Raw genomic sequence first — 19022 nt, forward strand, 5'->3', positions numbered from 1 at the left:
AATGGATATTGATAATCATTTACCAGATACTAATAACTCTTCTTCAGATGATAATAGTGAAAAACTCATTCAAGAAGATGATTTTGATAATATCTCAGAACAAATATCACTTGATTCAAATAATATACTTGAAAAATCTACGAATAATTTAGATATGATCTTGAATATTCCAGTAAACATTCAAATTATATTGGGATCTTGTGATATGCAAATTTCTAATCTCATCAACTTATCTAAAGGAGATGTCATCACGCTCGATAAACGAGTAGGAGAACCTATAGATATTACAGTAAATAATCAAAGAATTGCAAAGGGAGAAATAACAATTATGGAAGAGGATGATATGCACTTTGGAGTTCGAATATTAGAGATTACAAATTATAGGTAGAATCTTTTTAACACAATATTTTGCATATTAAAATCACATAATTAACTTGATAAGAAGGCATATCAGTCTTGAACAAAACAAAAGAAGACACAGTATCTTTTAGAAACATCTATAAAGAAATGTCACAAATTCCTCTCACACAAAAAGACAAAGCAACCGCTATTCTTTTAGCCATGGAGAAAAAAGTTTCTGGCAAACTTTTAAAATATTTTACACATGCTGAATTAAAAGAAATCGTTTCTTCCGCAAAATTATTACCAGAAATACCACCAGAAGATCTAGAAGATATCATCGATGAATTTGAATCTCTTTTTATTGCAGGGATTGGACTTACAGAAAATTCTAAAAATATAGAAAGTATTTTAAAAGAAGGCTTGGAACCAAATGAGATGGATCGATTGCTCAATAAATCAGATATCTTTCAAGATAATGATAATTCTACATGGGATCACTTGAAAGAAATAGACCCTACTGCTATCGCGAATTTTTTGTCGAAAGAACATCCTCAAACCACCGCTTATGTACTATCTATGATGCCACCATCAATTGGAGCCAATGTTTTATTACAATTTCCCAATAAAATACATGCTGATATTATGAAACGTACCGTCAACTTGCAGAAAATAAATCCTTATATGCAGGAAACTATAGAAAAATGCATCGTAGAAATGATCTCTCAAACAAATTCCCATACCAGTACATCTGGATCAGAAAAGGTAGCCAGTCTTATTAATGAACTAGAAAAACCTCAAGTTGATAAACTTCTCAACTCCTTACAAGAAGAAAGCAAAGAAGCCTTCGATAAAGTGCGTCCTAAAGTATTCCTCTTTGAGGATTTGATCTCCTTATCACCTCAAGACCTATCTATTGTATTAAATAATATATCACTTGAAGTATTAGGGAAAGCTATACATGGCTCTTCTAAAGAAACACAAAGTAAAATACTTCATTGCCTTAGTAATCGTCAACGTAAAATGATAGAAGAAAATATTAGCCTCAACGATTCTCACATAGCCCCACGAGAAATTGCTTTTGCTCGCCGTTCTATAGTACAAGAAGCGATTTCCCTTTTAAAAAGCAATAAAATAGCGCTACAAAATCATATCTACAAGGAATAATAATAACGTTGCATAAAGAATTAAAAAGCATCAAAAATATGATAGGAAATAAATTTGTCTGAAAATAATAATTCTGACAATAAAACAGAACCCCCTTCTCCTAAAAGAATTGAGGACGCACTCAACCAAGGCGATGCGCCTATTTCACGTGAAGCATATTTATTTTCCTCAATCCTAGCATGCCTAATTTATTTATTGTTTTTCTTTTCCTCAGGGACCTATAGTTTAACATATGATCTGCACATTTTGCTTGCAAGCGCTACACAACGAAAATTAGAAGGTACATCCTCTCTAGTTCCTCTTTTAGTAAATTTATGTTTAAGTGCTGGCAAATTAGTTATCCCTGGACTATTGCTTTTGATAACATTTGGCATTGGATCTTACTTAATACAAAGAATCCCAGCTCTTAACTGGAATCATATACAGCCATCATTCAAAAGAATATCATTCCGTGAAGGAATAAAAAGAATTTACAGCGTTAATAATTTGATGAACTTTATCAAATCACTTGCGAAGATAACACTAGTAGGAACTATCATTGTAATTTCTCTAAAAAATAATTATTTCACAATGGTGGATTTCATAACTTCTAATCCCCAATTAATATTATACAATACTTTTTTCACAATACGCAAAGTACTAATCATTATCTTACTATTCATAGCGATATTAACAATTTTAGATGTCGGATGGACTTATTACCAATGGTATTTGAAACTAAAAATGTCTAAACAAGAAATAAAAGACGAAATAAAACAATCATATGGGAATCCTATGATTAAAAGTCGTCAGAAATTCATTGCACGATCTAGAATGCGACATCGAATGGTAGAAGCTACATCCCGCGCAACGCTTATTATAACTAATCCGACACATTATGCTTTAGCATTACGATACATACAAACAGAAAATGATGCGCCAGTTCTAGTCGCTAAGGGACAAAATTTAATTGCCCAAAAAATGCGTAAAATTGCCTCTGAAAAAAACATACCTATATTTGAAGAGCCGTTATTAGCGAGATCTTTATTTAAACAAGTACCTATCAACAGTACTATACCGCCAGTTTTTTACAAAGCAGTTGCACAATTAATACATAAAATATACCATAGGAAAAATTAATTAATTCTTGGAGTAGAAAAAAATCAGTTAATATATCCAAAACGAATCGCTTTCGCAATTGCTTGAATGCGATTGACGGAATCTAACTTAACCGTTGCTGATCCAAGATATGCATTAACCGTGTGTATTGACAATCCTAGTTTTTCGGCAATCTCTTCACTTGTATAACCATCTCCTGCTAACTGTAAACACGAAGTTTCTCGTTCTGTAAGATTTCTATTCGCAGAAGAACGCTTTTTAAAAAGCGCTAAAAAATCCATTATTACCTGATAACAAGCGCCATGTGCCTCAACAATGACTTCGTTAGAAAGCATAAGACATTCTGCAGTAAAAACAACATATCCATTTTTATGGAAACCAAGACTAACAGGAAAAGCAATGCCTGAAAATGGCAATAATCCTCGCTCTAATCTTACCGACAAATTCCCTGATGATTCAATCAAATTTTCTTCCTGTATACTCATACTTTGCCATATTATTGGTAAAAGCCCTGAATTAAAGTGAAATAAAAAATCGTCTCCATATGTTTCAATCAAAATATTTGAAACATCACTACTATCCGCATCATAATTATGCAATTCACAAACAAGTTGCTGACGTCTTGGAAAATCTAAAGCACAATTAATCGTATACAAAACAAAATTTCTTGCTTTGATTCTATTTTGTATTAGACTTAACCTCGTAGAGAGTTCCAACAGACTAAACGATTTTTTTTCTGTAGACATATTTTCGGACAAGTTTCTTACCTCAAAATTATTTGGTTAATTTGTAAAAATTCACTTAAACAATATTGTTACGCACAGCATACGCTATCGCTCCAGATCTAGTTTTTGTGGCTGTTTTACGCATAATGCTCGCAATATAGTTGTTGACAGTATTGCGAGATATACCAAGTATAACAGCTATCTCATCACTGGTTTTTCCTTCTGAAATCCAGGTTAAACATTCAATTTCACGCCCTGTTAATTCAAAATCCTTACCCAAATGTACATCATAATTTTTGAAAACATTCGCTTGATAAGCAGCAAGCAAACCTATTTCCCACAAACGATCCCGTAAAATGACACGCCCTTTAGGAAACAATAACATCAACCCAATACGTATCCGAGCCACATCAAATGTAAGAGCACAATAACGATTATCCATACCAGAAGGAAGATCTACATTTTCTGGAAGAGTATGAAAAACAGGACAAAACAACTCTGTTGGCCGTTGTAAAACATTATAGTATTTCTCTTTTTCACTTAATGCCATGCATCGAACTAAATCAAACGGCCAATCAGAACTCACTATAGAATCTAATTTTTGTTCTTGAAAAAGATCCCATCGTACTAATAAGAAATGGCTCGCCCCAACATACTCGGTAAGTGCATACATTCTCATTGTCCAAGAAACCGTACAATCTAAAGGAATCATACGTGCCAACAAATCACTGCGTGTTGGAAGATGTGATACAACAGATGTTCGTTGTTCATCTTCTCTATTTAAAACAATATTCACCTGCTGCATTTCGAAATTCATGATGCAAATTACTTTCAAAGATATGACGTTTTAATATCAGTCAAAATCACATTTGTTGCCCACATGTTTCACATGAGGAAAATGAATATTTTCTATCTTGTATAAAAATTCCACTTATTGGTTTAAGATAAAAAGTCTAAAAATCAGAAAGAAATTGAATTACAAAAAATAACTGTCAACCTATAAAAAACAAATATAAAAACTATATTTAACAATTATACCACTCTTTTCCAAAGAGTCATTAACGAGCAGTAAAAAATGTTATAAAATGATACAATAAACACCTAATTATTCCATAATATGGTCATTAAAAATCAATTAAAAAACAGTATCCTGGCTAATATGTTGAGTATATCGGCTTTCTATTTCAGATCTAGCCCATTTTCGAAGAATTTTAGCAAAGCGTTCTTCATTTATTTCAATCATATGCAAAAGACGCTGATCAGATTGATTGCTAACATAACTATTAATCCGATATTTCAAATGATCCCTATATGAAAAAATATCTTGACCATCAGAATCTAAAGATAAACCATCTCCTGTATCCACTGTAGAAGCAATAGAAGGAGTTTCTAAGAGAGGCTTTATCCCTGCCTCTTCTTCTTTTATGCCATCCATATTCTTGATTCTACGTAATACATATACCCCTAAAAAAGCCACAAGTGCTATGACGGATAGAACAATTAACGCATTGACAATCAACGAGAAATTCCGCGATAAAATATTCAAGAAACTCACTTGATCAACAACAGGATTTAATAATTGATTATTCAAAAAATCCATCGATGTAATAGTAATGGTATCACCACGCTTGGAACTAATCCCTGCCGCGGCAGAAACTATTTTATTTATATCAGATAGATAAGAATCAATCTTACCTGGCTCAGCAGATTGGCCTAATATTTCTACAAGACGCCCTTTATTCACTACAACCGCAATTGATAAACGCTCTAATTTATAATTATTGTGGGTGGTAAAAATATTTTTTGTATTAATTTCATAATTACTTTGCTCCTCCTTTTTATCCGTATTTTCTAACGAATGAGGAAGGGGAATTTTCCTGTCAGGGATATGAGGAATATTTTGCTCAACAGTGACAGCAGACTCTGGTTGATTAGTTTCTGATCTTTGAAAATCTTTAGATAGATGAACAGAACGTTCTACCCTAGAATCAGGATCATAAACTGTTTCCTTAATTTGCTGTACATCAGTATTTAATTCAGCTACTACGGCCGATCGAAAATTATCTACCCCCAAAAAAGACGCTAGAGACTTATTAATATTCATTTCAATTTCATTTTGGACAGCCTGTACTATACTTAGAGACTTCCCAAAAGTATTTCTTTCTAATTCACTAGAACCCAATAATTTCCCCGTAGAATCAAGAACTGTCACATCATCAATATCAAGATTTGGAACTGCGGCAGCAACAAGGTGCCTAATTGCTTCAGCTGATTTATAAACAGATGGATTAATAGCTCGAATCATCACTGAAGCTGTTGGTTTAATTCCAATCTTCCTAAAACTGCCCATATCAGGCATCACAATATGTACACGCGCAGATGCAATTCCAGAAATATCTTGAATAGTACGGGCAATTTCTCCCTCAAGCGCACGCACTCGTGTAATCTCTTGCATAAATGAAGTCAAACCAAAAGAATTTACTTTATCAAAAAGTTCATAGCCAGAATTGCTAGAACTATTGGGTAATCCCTTATCAGCAAGATGAATACGTGCCTTACCTACCATATTATAAGGCACTGAAATACTGGAACCATTATCAGAAACTCGAAAATCTATATTAGCCTCTGATAACGCAATAGATATTTTATTAACATCGGAAGACTCTAATTTTACATAAAGATTATCATAATGTGGACTACTTATAAAAAGCCCCGCCACTATAAATAAAATTATGGAAATTAGGATTGCCGAAGATAAAATTAATATCCGCGTCCGTCCTAAAGACGTTCCACTTTTGAAAAATTGTAATACTTGATCTACAATAGCCACTTTTTTCCCACTGAATACAATGGTCTACACACTTAACTTTTTGTTAACCTATGGATATAAGCTTGTGCGAAAGTGACATTTTTTAATAAAAGTAAATATATCTAGCAAAACCATAATCTAATCAGGCATTTTCTAACGATAAAAATTAAGAAATAACGCGGTAAATATGCAAAATATATTCGTGACAACGATTCCAAAAAAATCCATCAAATGTTTTATTGTCATAACATAAATTTATGAGTATAATGGTGACATTATTAAGTTGCTTCCTGATGCATTCCCCTTTATTTTAAGAAGTAAATTCAAGTTTCATTCATGAAAAAAATTCATAAAGTCGCAATTCAAATGGATCACATCTCGACCATCAAGGCAGAGAAAGATTCAACATTTGCAATAGCGTTAGAAGCACAAAAACGCAAATATCAGCTGTTTCACTATACACCAGATCAACTTTATATACGTGATAATAAAGTTTACGCAAAGACGCAATTGCTTTCCTTATATGACCAAAAAGAGCAATACTACTCTCTTGGAGAAGAAAATAATGTTGATCTCTCGCAAATGGATGTCATACTAATACGTCAAGACCCTCCATTTAATATGCATTATATTACCAGTACATATCTTCTGGAAAAAATAAATTACAAAACACGAATAGTGAATAATCCTTTTTGGATACGAAATTCTCCTGAAAAAATTTTTGTCACTGAATTTTCAGAATTGATGCCCCCTACTCTCATTTCTCGAGATATTCATCAAATTACCCAATTTTACTTAGAAATGAAAGATGTCATTATCAAACCTTTATATGGCAACGGTGGCATAGGCGTATTCCGCATGACCCCAGGAGACCGTAATTTCTCTTCCTTAATAGAAATGCTCTTCGAAAAATATCCCGAGCCCCTTGTTGTACAATCTTACTTGCCCCAAGTAAGGAAAGGAGATAAACGTATTCTTCTGCTAAACGGAGAACCCGTCGGCGCCATTAATCGCATACCTTCTGAAGTCGATAATCGTTCTAATATTCATGCTGGGGGGAAAACCGAACTAATACAACTAACGCAAAACGATCAAGACATATGTAACCGTATCGGAGAAAGCTTACGCAAACGCGGACTTTTCTTCACTGGAATTGATATAATCGGTGATCATATCACAGAAATTAACATTACTTCACCAACTTGCATACGTGAAATCCATCAAAGTGGTGGAAATGATATAGCCTCACTATTCTGGGATGGAATTGAAAAAAATACAAATCCCTTCCAGAATAGTTATATGCCATAAAAAAGGAAGAATGATTATCAGTTATTTTTTTAATAAATCACGAATTTCAGTCAGTAATTGTACATCGGCTGGGGTTTTGGAATCATCTGGCTTCTTAATTAAATTATTCACAAATTTTATAAGAACAAAAACTACTATTGCTATAATAAGAAAATTGACTAGCACACTAATAAAACTTCCATAAGCCAATACAGCTCCTTGTTTACGTGCCTCAGAAATCATAGAGGATGTAATCCCTGATCCCAAAGGAAAAAAATAATTGGAAAAATTAGTCCCGTTCCCCATAATAAAACCTATAATTGGCATCATAATATCTTCAACAATAGATTGAACAACACGATTAAAGGCCCCTCCAACTATAATACCTACGGAAAGATCTATCATGTTCCCACGAGCAATAAATTTTTTGAACTCATTACAGTATAGGAATATCTCGCAACATTTGGCACCCTTTCTACATAATTTCATGTGTATTGCCTCTCATCACCGTTAAAATCCTATTTTTTAATATACATAAAATTTTAATTATTTACTAATGAAAAACTTCACTGTAAAAAAACACATCGGCTTATACTAATCATCAACACATAAACTATTAATATCGAACCTACGCTACACCGTAAAAATAGTAATTGTATAATAATCGCATATTCCACCTAATGATTTTTCAAAAAATAAATAATAATATTATGTTCTCATATACTTGTGATGAAAATAAGTTTTTAATTTAAATACTGTATCATTTTGATAAAAAATGTATTATTAAAAGGAAAATTACGTGCAAATATCATATATTTTAATGGCATTGTGCTAAGGCAATTAATAATTTTCAGTAATTTGAGATATAGTAATTTACGATATAATGAATTATTTATAATTATTGATGAAATTAACAATTATGCTATACGATATTGAAATTGTAGGGAGATTGATACCATTAATGGTATTTTTATAGTTGAGAACCGAACATACACACATAAAAGATTCCCATTGCAATAATTATGTAGTTATTTCATAGATCGATTCATGGTCTAAATTTTTCAAAAATTATTTTTCTTACTTAAAAACAGAATGTACAAACCCTACAACAAAAAAACCACCCTTCAGCAAAAAAAAATAGAATATGTATCATCATACAGATCTATCTACATACAAAAATATATAAAAATATTATGGAAAACACTTCTTTTCTCTACAATAATATTGAGCGGGACATCCAAAATATACGCAAAATCACAATATTCTAGCTTCATAATTGATGTAAAAGAAAAAAAAACAGATGGATTTCAGCAAGATGAATTACGATATCCAGCATCTCTAACAAAAATGATGACTCTTTATATTGTTTTTGAACAGCTAAAATCAAAAAAAATCCACTTACATACACAAATACCAGTATCTCGAACAGCCGCTAAACAAAACCCTTCCAAACTCCATTTAAAGGAAAATACTTATTTTACTGTAGAGCAAGGAATTTTAGCACTAATTACACGTTCTGCTAACGATGTTTCTACAGCTTTTGGAGAATTTATTAGCGGTTCAGAACAAAAATTTGCAATGCTCATGTCTAAAAAAGCAAAAAAAATTGGCATGAACCATACTATTTATAAAAATGCTAGTGGACTACATGACAAAAACCAAGTAACAACAGCCCGTGATCAAGCAACCCTTGGCATAATGCTTCGCAAAAAATTCCCAGAATATTATAAGTATTTTTCAATTAATAACTTCAGATACAAAAATAGAATTATTCTCAATCACAATAAGTTACTTAATAAAATGCAAGGCATAGATGGGATAAAAACCGGATATACACGAAATTCAGGTTTTAACATTGTCGTCTCATTACAAGATAAAGATCATTCAATAGTTGCTGTTGTTATGGGAATGCCAACTTATCAGAAAAGAGATCAAAAAGCATTACAACTTATTAATTCATTTTTGAATAAGAAAATATTAAACCACAAAAAAAAGAATATAAATGATGATCCTATATATTCATCCCATAAAAAATCTATGATGATACAAAAAATAAGGAGTTCGTTACATAAATCTAAAAAAAACCCTAATGCATCCACACCTCTCAATAAAAATAAAGGATAGAATAATATATTAAGGAAAATAAAAATAATATCTCAAATAATAGTTAAATATTTTCTGACATGTAAAACGTAATGTATATTTAAAAATTGAAACAATTCTTGTTAGTTTAAGCAAATTACCATTTTAATATTCAAAAATTTTTTACTCTATATTCACAGTCTTTATATATCATCACACCACAAGGATAGTGATTCAGATTTTATAAAGCATATAGGCTAATCAATGATATTCGAAAATCAATTTCTAGAAGATGTTTTAAAACACGATAGAAAAGAAAAAAAGATAAAATCACTTGCTCAAGTATTGCAAGGAATAGCAATACACGCCTTATTGACTAATAGAACTAAAAATATAAAATCAATAACCAAAGGGTTTATAGAATATTGGATTGCATATAACTCTCGTTGTTGGAGAATAAGCCAGCCAAGAGCATGCTTTTATATTCATATTGCTTATCAAGAAAGAAAAAAACCTGTATACATATGCATCGGGAAAACACCTAAAAATGCGACGCATAAAGGGAAAATATATCAATAATTTAAAAAAAAGAACACATAAACTCTGCAACAAAATGAGGAATTATAACAGTACATAATATCCCAAAATTGTATACAGAGTTTCTTTTGATTATTTAATTTTTAACGACACAAACCATCCCGCATTGTCAATCTTATTATTGGGTCGCACATCACCACTACTATCCTTAACCTTTAACAGAACAGAATCAGTCTTCTTTTCTTTCGCCTGCCTTATAAGAAGCTCAACATCTTTTATACAAACAACTTGCTTAGTATTAACAGATATAATATCCATCCCTTTTTGGATACCTTTTTGTTCTGCTTCTAAATTAGAATCTAAAGAAACAATCCGAACGGTTTTCTTATCCCCATCATGAACATCTTGCAATATCATTCCTAGTAATTCTTTCGTACCAGATAGCTTACGTTCTGAACGCACATCATTTTTTTCTACAGGATAAGTTCCTAAAACCACAGTAATAGAACGTTTGTTTCCTTCTTTACAGAGAGAAAGCTCTACTTGTTCTTTAGGGGAACGAGAAGAAATCTGCCATGCAAAATGTTGTACATCTTTTATCTCTTTTCCATTAAGCGCACAGATAACATCACCTTCTTGGATATCTACCTTATCTGCTGGAGATCCCGTGACAACAGATAAAACCAAGAAACCCTTGGTCCCTTTTAAACCGATCGGAGTAGCTAATTCTTGTGTTAAATTTTGCATATGGAGACCAACCCATCCATGATCCACACTTCCTTTTGAAATTAAAGAAGGAATAGATTTTTTAACAGTTGATGCCGGGACAATAAAACCAATCCCCATATTTGCATTAGAAGAACCCATAGTGAGAATTAAATTATTTACGCCTATTACACGTCCCGAAGAATTAAAACAAGGTCCTCCAGAGTTTCCTTTATTTATCGGCGCATCAATTTGTATGAAGCTTCCTGGTTTACCAGATAAATAGCGATCAAGTGCGGAAACGATTCCAGCATTGACACTTCCACGTAACCCTAAAGGATTTCCAATAGTAAATACTGTTTCCCCAAGACGAACATTACTCATATCTTCAAACTCTACAGGAACAAATTTTTTATCGCTTTTTACTTTTAATATAGCTAAATCAGAAAATATATCTGTGCCAACAATCTGAGCAGGCAATTCTGTCTCATCTGAAAGAACAACACTAAAACTAGCGCCATCCTCAATAACATGATTGTTTGTAATAATATAACCGTCATCAGTAATAAAGAAACCAGATCCAGCAGTAACTGATTCCAGTCTATCTGAAGATCCACGCCCTTCATCCGGTAAAAAATTTTGGAAATAATGTCTCAAAGGATGATCTTCAGGAAGATTACCAAAACCATAAAATTCCAACAACTCTTTTTCCAATAATTTTTTCTTTGGCTTAATAAAAACGGATACAACAGAAGGGGAAACACGTGCCACAACGGTAGAAAGATCTACTCCAGGCACAACCCGAGCCTCCGCAGCAAAACACAAACAACCCATAATGACAAACATTAGTATTAGTGCCGAAACAAAAACACTCCTAATGGATAAAATATTAATTTTAAACATATTGAACAACTCTACTCCTAAATCAAAAATAAAAAATACAAACCAAAATCACAGCAATTGATATCAAACTAAAAGTTGAACAATAAGATTCGCAATTATACCATATAATAGTACACAGATTGTTGAAAATATCTATTAAATCTCTCTTATATAATCAACTATAAAATCCTATAATTTAAATAGAGCAAAATACTCATTACAACACAATGATCACATAGAAGATCTTCAAAAACAATTAAAACTACAATAAATACATCTAAAATTCTTTTGACCATAAATTGCAATAAAAGAAGTTTATATAAAAACTATACTAAAGATTCCCAAAACATTGTAAATCATCCTAAGGAAAAATTCATTATGAAAAAATATTAATCCTACCTATGCATAATATTTACATTGAGAATATTCTTTTTTCTTATGATCGTTCTCAGGAGCAATATCCAGAACACGAGTATTTGGGAGGATAGCAATTACCTCAACCCCTTCCCGTAATTGCGACTTAATGAGGAATTTACCACCATGATTAGCTATAATAGATTGTACTATAGGAAGACCAAGCCCAACTCCTTGTTCAGCGCTATTAATGGCTATAGACCCTTGCCCAAAAGAAGATAAAACAATCGGCATTTCCCCTTCGGATATTCCTGGACCATTATCTTTTATAGAAATATATTGCCCTCCTCCAGAAGTCCAACCAGCTGTCACATGCACTCTCCCACCAGTAGAAGTAAACTTTACAGCATTAGAAAGAAGATTTAGGATGACCTGTCGCATGCCTTTTTCATCAGCCCATACAGGAGAAAGAGTCAGGTCCGTTTTTTGCAATATTTCAATATTTTTTTCTTGTGCTCTCAACTGCAACATAATTACACACTCATGCACAATATCAACAAGAGATATAGAAGATTCAGTAAGCTCGTATCGTCCTGCTTCAATCCGCGAAAGATCCAATATTTCATTAATAAGATTTAAAAGATGCTGCCCAGAACGATGAATATCTCCAATATATTCTTTGTAAATCTCATTGTTCAGCGGACCCATTGTCTCTAATCCCATCACTTCCGAAAATCCTAAAATAGCATTCAAAGGAGTTCTTAATTCATGCGACATCGATGCAAGAAAACGAGATTTAGCAAGATTTGCTTCTTCTGCGCGTTTTCTTGTCTCATCTGAAAGAGATTTTGCCACTTCTAATTCGGTGATAAGATCATCTTTCTCAGCCTGACAAGAAAGAATTTTCACGTTAGATTTAAACAAATGATAGGTTATATAAGTGAAAAAAGATAGTGCCATAACAAGCATTCCAGCAAGACTGATATCCAAAACATGCATACTCATAATTGCTTGCGTGCTAAGCGCTACTATAACTGGGAAAAATGATAAGAAAACAGCATACGGTAGCATAAAATTGGACAATGCGCTAATTGACAAAGCAATGAGTAGAGTCGCACTTTTATAAATTGTCAAATATTCTGGTGTCCACGTACCTGGCTCAATCAGTGTCAAAAGAGTCCAACATAATCCGATGGCAATCTGTCCTATAAGAAGCCATATACGCCATACATATACCCTTCCTACTTTGATATCGCTATCCAGTACCTTTTGACCTAATGAAAGATTCGCAGCATACACCGCCAATGTTATAAGAGACCATATAGGAAGTATAGGATTTTGAGTAAACCAAGTCCCTATGTTAGCGACAAGCAAAACAAAAAGCGGTAAAATTGGAGAAACACGAAACAACGACTCAACGTGCAAAGTTACAATTTCTCGGTCAAAATCACTCTTAGCAGAATGCTTCATCTCTGCATTATCTATGTTAGAAGATGTGAGAATATTAGAATCCTCATCTTGATTTTCTTGTGACCTATACACTATACTCTTAACTATTCTTTGACACAAATCGTTATAGACATTTATGTTTTGTGAAACCGTCAAATCTCTATAGTATATTGAACATGATGTTTTAAAATAAAATTAACATGAAAGGAATGATTATCAAAATAAAAACGATTAATCTATCTCACTAGAATATTTTGACTTTTTGCTATGATATGAACTATCTAAAAATGCGCTAGCATATAAAGGCGGTAATGCAAAGGTGATACTTAAAAAATATTGACTATCATGGTACAACTCACTTTCACACAATCATAGAAAATTAGGTTAAAATCATTTTTTGTAATCATTGATCGACAATTGTTGTCTGAATATAGTTCTTTTAGACTGTGAAGTGAAATCGCACGATAATCATAAATGTAGAACCTTATCAAAGGAATCTTTTAAATTTACAAAATCAATCCAATAAAAAAATGGAGACTTTCATGAGTGAACAAAAAACTGAAAAAGAAAAAAATCCAAATTCTTTAAATGAAGAATCTGATGTTAATCCTCTTGAAGAAGCAACGAATAAATTAGAAGAATATCGCGATAAATATCTGCGAGTTATTGCAGACATGGAAAATCTACGTCGTCGAACCGATAGAGAAATACAAGATGCTCAATCTTATTCAATAGCAGCATTCGCACGTGATATGCTTGCTGTTTCGGACAACCTTTCTCGTGCAATCGATTCTATTAACCTAGATAGCGAAAAAAATAATGTGAATTCATTTAAATCATTGATTGATGGTATAGAAATGACCAAACGTGAGATGGTTTCAACGTTGGAAAAATATGGTGTTAAAAAAATTGATGCTGAAAATCAAAAGTTTAATCCAAATATGCATCAAGCTATGCTTGAAGAGCACAATGATACAATCCCTGCTAATACCGTAATAAAAGTAATCCAAGATGGATATGCTATAAATGAACGTGTCCTCCGCCCTGCTTTAGTAAGCGTTTCTAAAGAAAAAATCCAAGATCCCGTAGAAAAAAACTCTGTATCTGCGAACACAGAGGACAATAACAAAAAGCAAACAGATAAATGATTTTCACGCAAATATATCCTATATCTTTTTTCAAAAAAACATACGTTCCTTTCCTCACAAAAGGGAAGGAAATAAAAACGCATCTAAACACTGTATTTTATCGAAGTATAGGAGATATATTAGATATCTTCTTTTCTTAAGCGCTCTTTATATGGTTGTATACCTGTAGTCATGTAATGTATAGTTTCTGCGATGTTGGTAACATGATCTCCAATGCGTTCAATGTTTTTAGAACAAAAAAGCAGATGGGTGCATAATGTGATCTGACGTGGATCTTCCATCATATACGTCAACAATTCTCGAAACAATGACGTATGCATAGCATCTAATTCACCATCACGATTACAAATCGATTGCATTTTTTCTGTTGACCTACTACCATAAGCATCCAATATCTCAGATATCTGATCTAACGACAATGCTGCTAATGGCTCAATAGTCCAAACTAACTTTTTAGGAACACCGAACATCTGCAAAGCCAAAACACGTTTTGCAGTATTTTTAGCCAAATCTCCAATACGCTCCAAATCAGCCGCTATTTTAATTGACCCAACTATCTCACGTAAATCAGATGCCATTGGCTGACGTTTAGCAATTGTTATAATTGCCTTATCTCCTATATCCCTCTCTAATTGATCTAGAATAATATCTTCATCAATGACTTTATGCGCAAGAACAACATCCCCTCCAATAAAAGATCGCACTGAAGAATCAACCATCTTTCTAGACATCATCCCCATTTCTACAATCCGTTTAGAGATAAAATCTAACTCTTCATCGTATGCAGACAATATATGACACGACATATTCTACTCCTTTTTAAAAAATAAAATGAATTACTAATCGCCCTATTAACCAAAACGCCCCATGATATAATCCTGAGTTCGCCGATCAGATGGAGCCGTAAACATTTTATCAGTATTATCTTCTTCCACTAGATGCCCCATATGAAACATAGCAGCTCGCTGTGATACACGAGCTGCTTGTTGCATCGAATGTGTTACGATAACAATAGTAAAATTCTCGCGTAATTCATGAATTAATTCCTCTACAGAAGCTGTAGCAATCGGATCAAGCGCAGAACAAGGCTCATCCATCAAAATAACTTCAGGGTTAACCGCCAAAGCGCGCGCAATACAAACACGTTGTTGTTGCCCCCCAGAAAGAAGCAAGGCATCGTGAAAAAGTCTATCCTTAACCTCATTAAATAATCCTGCCTTTTTCAAGCTCATTTCTACAATTTGATCTATATCTTCTTTATTATTTCCTAGGCCATGTATTCGTGGTCCATATGCTACATTATCGTATATAGATTTTGGAAAAGGATTGGGCCTTTGAAATACCATCCCAACCCGAGCACGCAATCTCACAACATCAACAGAAGATTGATAAATATTTTCTCCATCTAAAATAATTTCACCAGTAAAATAACAATTATCGATTGTTTCATTCATCCGATTTAAACAACGCAGAAAAGTTGATTTTCCACACCCTGAAGGACCTATTAACGCCATCACTGAATTCTTAGGAATTTTCAGGTTTATATCAAATAAAGCACGTTTCTCCCCGTAGCATACAGATACATTATTGCTTATCATTTTATAAATCTGACTCATAACGATATATTAAAAACCCTTCATTACCAACGTTTTTTAAATCTATTCCTCAAACATATCATGGCTATATTAATAACAGCTAGAAAAATCAACAGTAGTAATATAGCGCCAAATGTCTTCTCAACAAACGATCTTTCTGCATCATATGCCCATAAATAAATTTGAACAGGAAATGCTGTGGCAATATCTGTAAAACCTTCTGGATAATCTGTAACAAAAGCAATCATTCCCACAAACAAAAGCGGTGCTGTTTCTCCTAATGCACGCGCTAAACTAACCGTAGATCCTGTCAAAATAGCAGGCATTGCCAATGGCAAAACATGATGAAACACAGTCTGAACCTTAGAAGCTCCTAATCCTAATGCAGCAGATCGAATAGACGAAGGAACAGTCCTCAACGCCACACCCGTAGAAATAATAATACTAGGCAATGTCATCAAAGATAAAATCACACCACCTACAAGTGATGTAGAACGTGGCATATTAAAAAAATTAATCAGCATAGCTGATCCAAGAATACCATATACGACAGAAGGAACCGATGCCAAATTGTTAATATTAACCTGAATAAAACTAGAAAAAAAACCTTTAGACGCAAACTCCTCTAAATATATAGCAGAAGCAATACCCAAAGGAAAAGATAATGCTATAACTATCAATATCATGTACAAAGATCCAATCACCGATACGCCAATACCTGCTACTTCTGGTCGACTAGAAGCCCCATTTACAAAAAAACCATAATTAAAACGCAATACCATCGAGCCATCTGATTGCAATTTTTTAAACCACTTCAACTGATCATTAGAAATCCTACGCATATTTTCAGGCAAAGAAAGATCTGTATACCCCTTAAAAGCAAAATCAACATTAGAATTGGTTAATAATGATATCTCTACCGTCTTGCCTATTAAAGATGGATCTGCAAGTAAAATTTTTTGGAGTCGATAACGAGCCGTAGTAGATATCATCTCACTCGCTCGCCCTAGTAATACATGATCAGAATCAGGAATATCCAGTTTACGTGCTAAAGATTTTCGCACTAATAAATTGTAATTTGCTTTCAATAAAACAGAAGGATCTGCAAAACGCTCTTTACGAGGATCAATAATCGCTTCTGAAAATTCTATTGGCAAAGAAATCTGTGTTTGCCATAAAGCACCAATACCTTTCGACGCAATAGAATATAGTAAAATAATCAGAAAAATAAAAACAGTTAAAACAGCTATTAAGCAATAAAAATGGAATAACCATTCAGAAATATAACGACGTTCTAATTTCTTTTTACTAACGGGAAACGATTTCATTCATACTTTCTCTTATATTTTTTCATGATATACGTGGCATAGATATTAAGAAAAAATGTGATACAAAACAATGTCAATCCCAACGCAAAAGCCACTAGTATCTGAGGAGAAGAAAAATCAAGATCCCCTGTTAATTGATTCATAATCTTAACAGTTATAGTGGTCATTGGTTCAAAAGGATTAATCTGAAGACGAGCAGCAACACCTGCCGCCAATACCACAATCATTGTTTCTCCAATAGTACGTGATGCAGTTATCAAAATAGCACCAGCAATACCAGGAAATGCTGCTGGGAAAATAACATATTTCATGGTTTCTGAACGAGTCGCCCCCAATCCCAAGGAACCATCTCTTAAAGCACGAGGAACAGCTGAAATAACATCTTCTGATAAAGATGAAACATATGGAACAAGCATCATACCCATCACTAAACCAGCGGTCAAAACACTTTGTGCTTCAATAAAACTTTTATAATTACCTGTAATCAAACCATTCATATATATAGAGATATCCCTTAAAAATGGCCCCACCAAAGATAATGCAAAAAAACCATAAACAATTGTTGGAATACCAATCAATATCTCTGTAACAGGCTTAATGATCGCACGCAACTTTTTAGGAGCATATTCTGCCATATAGATTGCGATCAACAAGCCAATTGGCACAGCAAACAACATAGCTATAAAGCCAATGTAAAAAGTACCTACCAATAAAGGAATAAGTCCAAATTGCCCTACAATATTACTATAACCAAAAGGTGGGGCACGAGGATCCCAGACAATACCAAAGAAAAAATCTCTTGCCGAAATTATACGAAAAAACATACGTGAGTTCGCAAAAAGCGAGATGATTATACCAAGTGATATTACAATAGAAAAAAGCGAACATATCTGTAGTAAAAAAACAGAAAATTTCTCAACTTTAGTACGTGAACAAAAATTCGGTTTAACCCGGGAAATCGCATATGCAAATCCCATCAAAGAAAACAAGGATCCGCTTAAATTCATCAACATTCTACTTTTATACGATAAACTTTCTTGGTAAAATGCTGCTTTAATAATCCAAGGACTTGGATTATGTGCTAAAATTATGTTTTGAGATTTTAATATATCAGATATATTCTCCTCACCTTTTTGTAGTTTTTCTCTTGTATCCAAATTTAGAGAAGGCAAAGAATCAGCAATCTTTTGCACCATATTGCAGGAAAACTTTCTTTCCCCTTCCTCTAAACCATGCAAATTAGAAGAGAACCTATCAGTAACCTGCATATCAATTATATACGGCGCAGCTAAAAACCATAATAAAAAAATGCAACCAAATGGGATGACAACATAAAGAGCTACATAAATACCGTAATAACTCTTTCTAGAATAAAGAAGCATATCATTCTTAGTAGCAAACAGTTTTGCACGAAAACATCCTAAAAAATAGGATACAAAACCTAAGAAGATTACACAAAAACTGAACAACAATGGAAACCATCCTTTTTAGGCAACGCAACCCAGATAACTAGCGAA

At 33.2% G+C, this 19022-nt stretch carries 17 protein-coding genes; 7 read left to right on the top strand and 10 right to left on the bottom strand.

Translation table 11 applies throughout. The features are described 5' to 3' along the window. Window position 1: 1 nt before the first annotated feature. From fliN to G293_RS01745, 3 genes are all read left to right on the top strand, one after another. Window positions 2–388 (top strand): flagellar motor switch protein FliN, encoded by a 387-nt coding sequence (fliN, locus tag G293_RS01735; RefSeq protein ID WP_047264044.1) that lies wholly within the window; start codon window positions 2–4, stop codon window positions 386–388. A gap of 119 nt (window positions 389–507) precedes the next feature. Further along, window positions 508–1506 carry a flagellar motor switch protein FliG gene (locus G293_RS01740; protein ID WP_047264668.1) on the top strand — a complete coding sequence of 333 codons (999 nt, stop codon included), beginning with the start codon at window positions 508–510 and terminating at the stop codon, window positions 1504–1506. A 54-nt stretch (window positions 1507–1560) separates the two neighbouring features. Continuing rightward, complete coding sequence (locus G293_RS01745) at window positions 1561–2625, top strand: EscU/YscU/HrcU family type III secretion system export apparatus switch protein (protein WP_047264045.1); 1065 nt, start codon at window positions 1561–1563, stop codon at window positions 2623–2625. A 23-nt stretch (window positions 2626–2648) separates the two neighbouring features. On the opposite strand, the gene G293_RS01750 is transcribed toward G293_RS01745, so the two are convergent. From G293_RS01750 to fliF, 3 genes are all read right to left on the bottom strand, one after another. Next, window positions 2649–3362 (bottom strand): helix-turn-helix transcriptional regulator, encoded by a 714-nt coding sequence (locus G293_RS01750; protein ID WP_052775007.1) that lies wholly within the window; start codon window positions 3360–3362, stop codon window positions 2649–2651. A gap of 43 nt (window positions 3363–3405) precedes the next feature. Beyond that, window positions 3406–4146, bottom strand: coding sequence for a transcriptional regulator VisN (gene visN, locus G293_RS01755; RefSeq protein WP_047264047.1), 741 nt, complete (start codon window positions 4144–4146; stop codon window positions 3406–3408). Between the two features lie 318 nt (window positions 4147–4464). Beyond that, window positions 4465–6159: a flagellar basal-body MS-ring/collar protein FliF gene (gene fliF / locus G293_RS01760; RefSeq protein ID WP_047264048.1), complete on the bottom strand. Its 1695-nt coding sequence runs from the start codon at window positions 6157–6159 to the stop codon at window positions 4465–4467. A 315-nt stretch (window positions 6160–6474) separates the two neighbouring features. Here fliF and gshB point away from each other — a divergent pair, with 315 nt between their 5' ends. Next, window positions 6475–7446 carry a glutathione synthase gene (gshB, locus tag G293_RS01765; protein ID WP_047264049.1) on the top strand — a complete coding sequence of 324 codons (972 nt, stop codon included), beginning with the start codon at window positions 6475–6477 and terminating at the stop codon, window positions 7444–7446. 21 nt (window positions 7447–7467) lie between these two features. On the opposite strand, the gene mscL is transcribed toward gshB, so the two are convergent. Then, a complete protein-coding gene (gene mscL, locus G293_RS01770; protein WP_047264050.1) occupies window positions 7468–7914 on the bottom strand; it encodes a large conductance mechanosensitive channel protein MscL in 447 nt (148 codons plus the stop codon). Window positions 7915–8517: 603 nt separating this feature from the next. Here mscL and G293_RS01775 point away from each other — a divergent pair. Together G293_RS01775 and G293_RS01780 are read left to right on the top strand one after the other, a co-directional pair. Next, window positions 8518–9549 carry a D-alanyl-D-alanine carboxypeptidase family protein gene (locus G293_RS01775; protein WP_083965941.1) on the top strand — a complete coding sequence of 344 codons (1032 nt, stop codon included), beginning with the start codon at window positions 8518–8520 and terminating at the stop codon, window positions 9547–9549. 222 nt (window positions 9550–9771) lie between these two features. After that, complete coding sequence (locus tag G293_RS01780) at window positions 9772–10086, top strand: hypothetical protein (RefSeq protein ID WP_047264051.1); 315 nt, start codon at window positions 9772–9774, stop codon at window positions 10084–10086. Window positions 10087–10176: 90 nt separating this feature from the next. Here the strand turns inward: G293_RS01780 and G293_RS01785 are convergent, their stop codons facing one another. After that, window positions 10177–11652, bottom strand: a complete 1476-nt coding sequence (locus G293_RS01785; protein ID WP_047264052.1) for a trypsin-like peptidase domain-containing protein — start codon at window positions 11650–11652, stop codon at window positions 10177–10179. 378 nt (window positions 11653–12030) lie between these two features. Next, the gene (locus G293_RS01790; RefSeq protein ID WP_200897319.1) at window positions 12031–13455 is read right to left on the bottom strand and encodes a sensor histidine kinase; all 1425 of its coding nucleotides are present in this window, start codon (window positions 13453–13455) and stop codon (window positions 12031–12033) included. 449 nt (window positions 13456–13904) lie between these two features. On the opposite strand from G293_RS01790, the gene grpE reads away from it, so the two are divergent. Beyond that, window positions 13905–14582, top strand: a complete 678-nt coding sequence (grpE, locus tag G293_RS01795; protein WP_280136110.1) for a nucleotide exchange factor GrpE — start codon at window positions 13905–13907, stop codon at window positions 14580–14582. 119 nt (window positions 14583–14701) lie between these two features. Here the strand turns inward: grpE and phoU are convergent, their stop codons facing one another. Genes phoU through pstC form a run of 4 tightly spaced genes read right to left on the bottom strand, consistent with a single transcriptional unit; the run spans window position 14702 to window position 18974 of the window. Continuing rightward, window positions 14702–15388: a phosphate signaling complex protein PhoU gene (gene phoU, locus G293_RS01800; protein ID WP_047264055.1), complete on the bottom strand. Its 687-nt coding sequence runs from the start codon at window positions 15386–15388 to the stop codon at window positions 14702–14704. A gap of 45 nt (window positions 15389–15433) precedes the next feature. Continuing rightward, window positions 15434–16198, bottom strand: coding sequence for a phosphate ABC transporter ATP-binding protein PstB (pstB, locus tag G293_RS01805; RefSeq protein ID WP_047264056.1), 765 nt, complete (start codon window positions 16196–16198; stop codon window positions 15434–15436). Window positions 16199–16221: 23 nt separating this feature from the next. Then, entirely contained in the window at window positions 16222–17505 is a 1284-nt protein-coding gene (gene pstA, locus G293_RS01810) for a phosphate ABC transporter permease PstA (RefSeq protein WP_047264057.1), read from the bottom strand. Continuing rightward, window positions 17502–18974, bottom strand: a complete 1473-nt coding sequence (gene pstC, locus G293_RS01815) for a phosphate ABC transporter permease subunit PstC (protein ID WP_244464440.1) — start codon at window positions 18972–18974, stop codon at window positions 17502–17504. Before pstC ends, pstA begins: the two co-directional genes overlap by 4 nt. Between the last annotated feature and the right edge of the window lie 48 nt (window positions 18975–19022).

It is taken from the genome of Candidatus Liberibacter africanus PTSAPSY (assembly GCF_001021085.1).
GTDB classification, from domain to species: Bacteria; Pseudomonadota; Alphaproteobacteria; order Rhizobiales; family Rhizobiaceae; genus Liberibacter; species Liberibacter africanus.

What these genes read in the sequence shown, in the direction of transcription:
- G293_RS01780 (WP_047264051.1), top strand. Translation starts at nt 9,772, where the DNA reads ATGATATTCGAAAATCAATTTCTAGAAGATGTTTTAAAACACGATAGA.
- pstA (WP_047264057.1), bottom strand. Translation starts at nt 17,505, where the DNA reads ATGAAATCGTTTCCCGTTAGTAAAAAGAAATTAGAACGTCGTTATATT.
- G293_RS01740 (WP_047264668.1), top strand. Translation starts at nt 508, where the DNA reads ATGTCACAAATTCCTCTCACACAAAAAGACAAAGCAACCGCTATTCTT.
- fliN (WP_047264044.1), top strand. Translation starts at nt 2, where the DNA reads ATGGATATTGATAATCATTTACCAGATACTAATAACTCTTCTTCAGAT.
- mscL (WP_047264050.1), bottom strand. Translation starts at nt 7,914, where the DNA reads ATGAAATTATGTAGAAAGGGTGCCAAATGTTGCGAGATATTCCTATAC.
- pstB (WP_047264056.1), bottom strand. Translation starts at nt 16,198, where the DNA reads ATGAGTCAGATTTATAAAATGATAAGCAATAATGTATCTGTATGCTAC.
- gshB (WP_047264049.1), top strand. Translation starts at nt 6,475, where the DNA reads ATGAAAAAAATTCATAAAGTCGCAATTCAAATGGATCACATCTCGACC.
- visN (WP_047264047.1), bottom strand. Translation starts at nt 4,146, where the DNA reads ATGAATTTCGAAATGCAGCAGGTGAATATTGTTTTAAATAGAGAAGAT.
- G293_RS01785 (WP_047264052.1), bottom strand. Translation starts at nt 11,652, where the DNA reads ATGTTTAAAATTAATATTTTATCCATTAGGAGTGTTTTTGTTTCGGCA.
- G293_RS01775 (WP_083965941.1), top strand. Translation starts at nt 8,518, where the DNA reads ATGTACAAACCCTACAACAAAAAAACCACCCTTCAGCAAAAAAAAATA.
- phoU (WP_047264055.1), bottom strand. Translation starts at nt 15,388, where the DNA reads ATGTCGTGTCATATATTGTCTGCATACGATGAAGAGTTAGATTTTATC.
- G293_RS01790 (WP_200897319.1), bottom strand. Translation starts at nt 13,455, where the DNA reads ATGAAGCATTCTGCTAAGAGTGATTTTGACCGAGAAATTGTAACTTTG.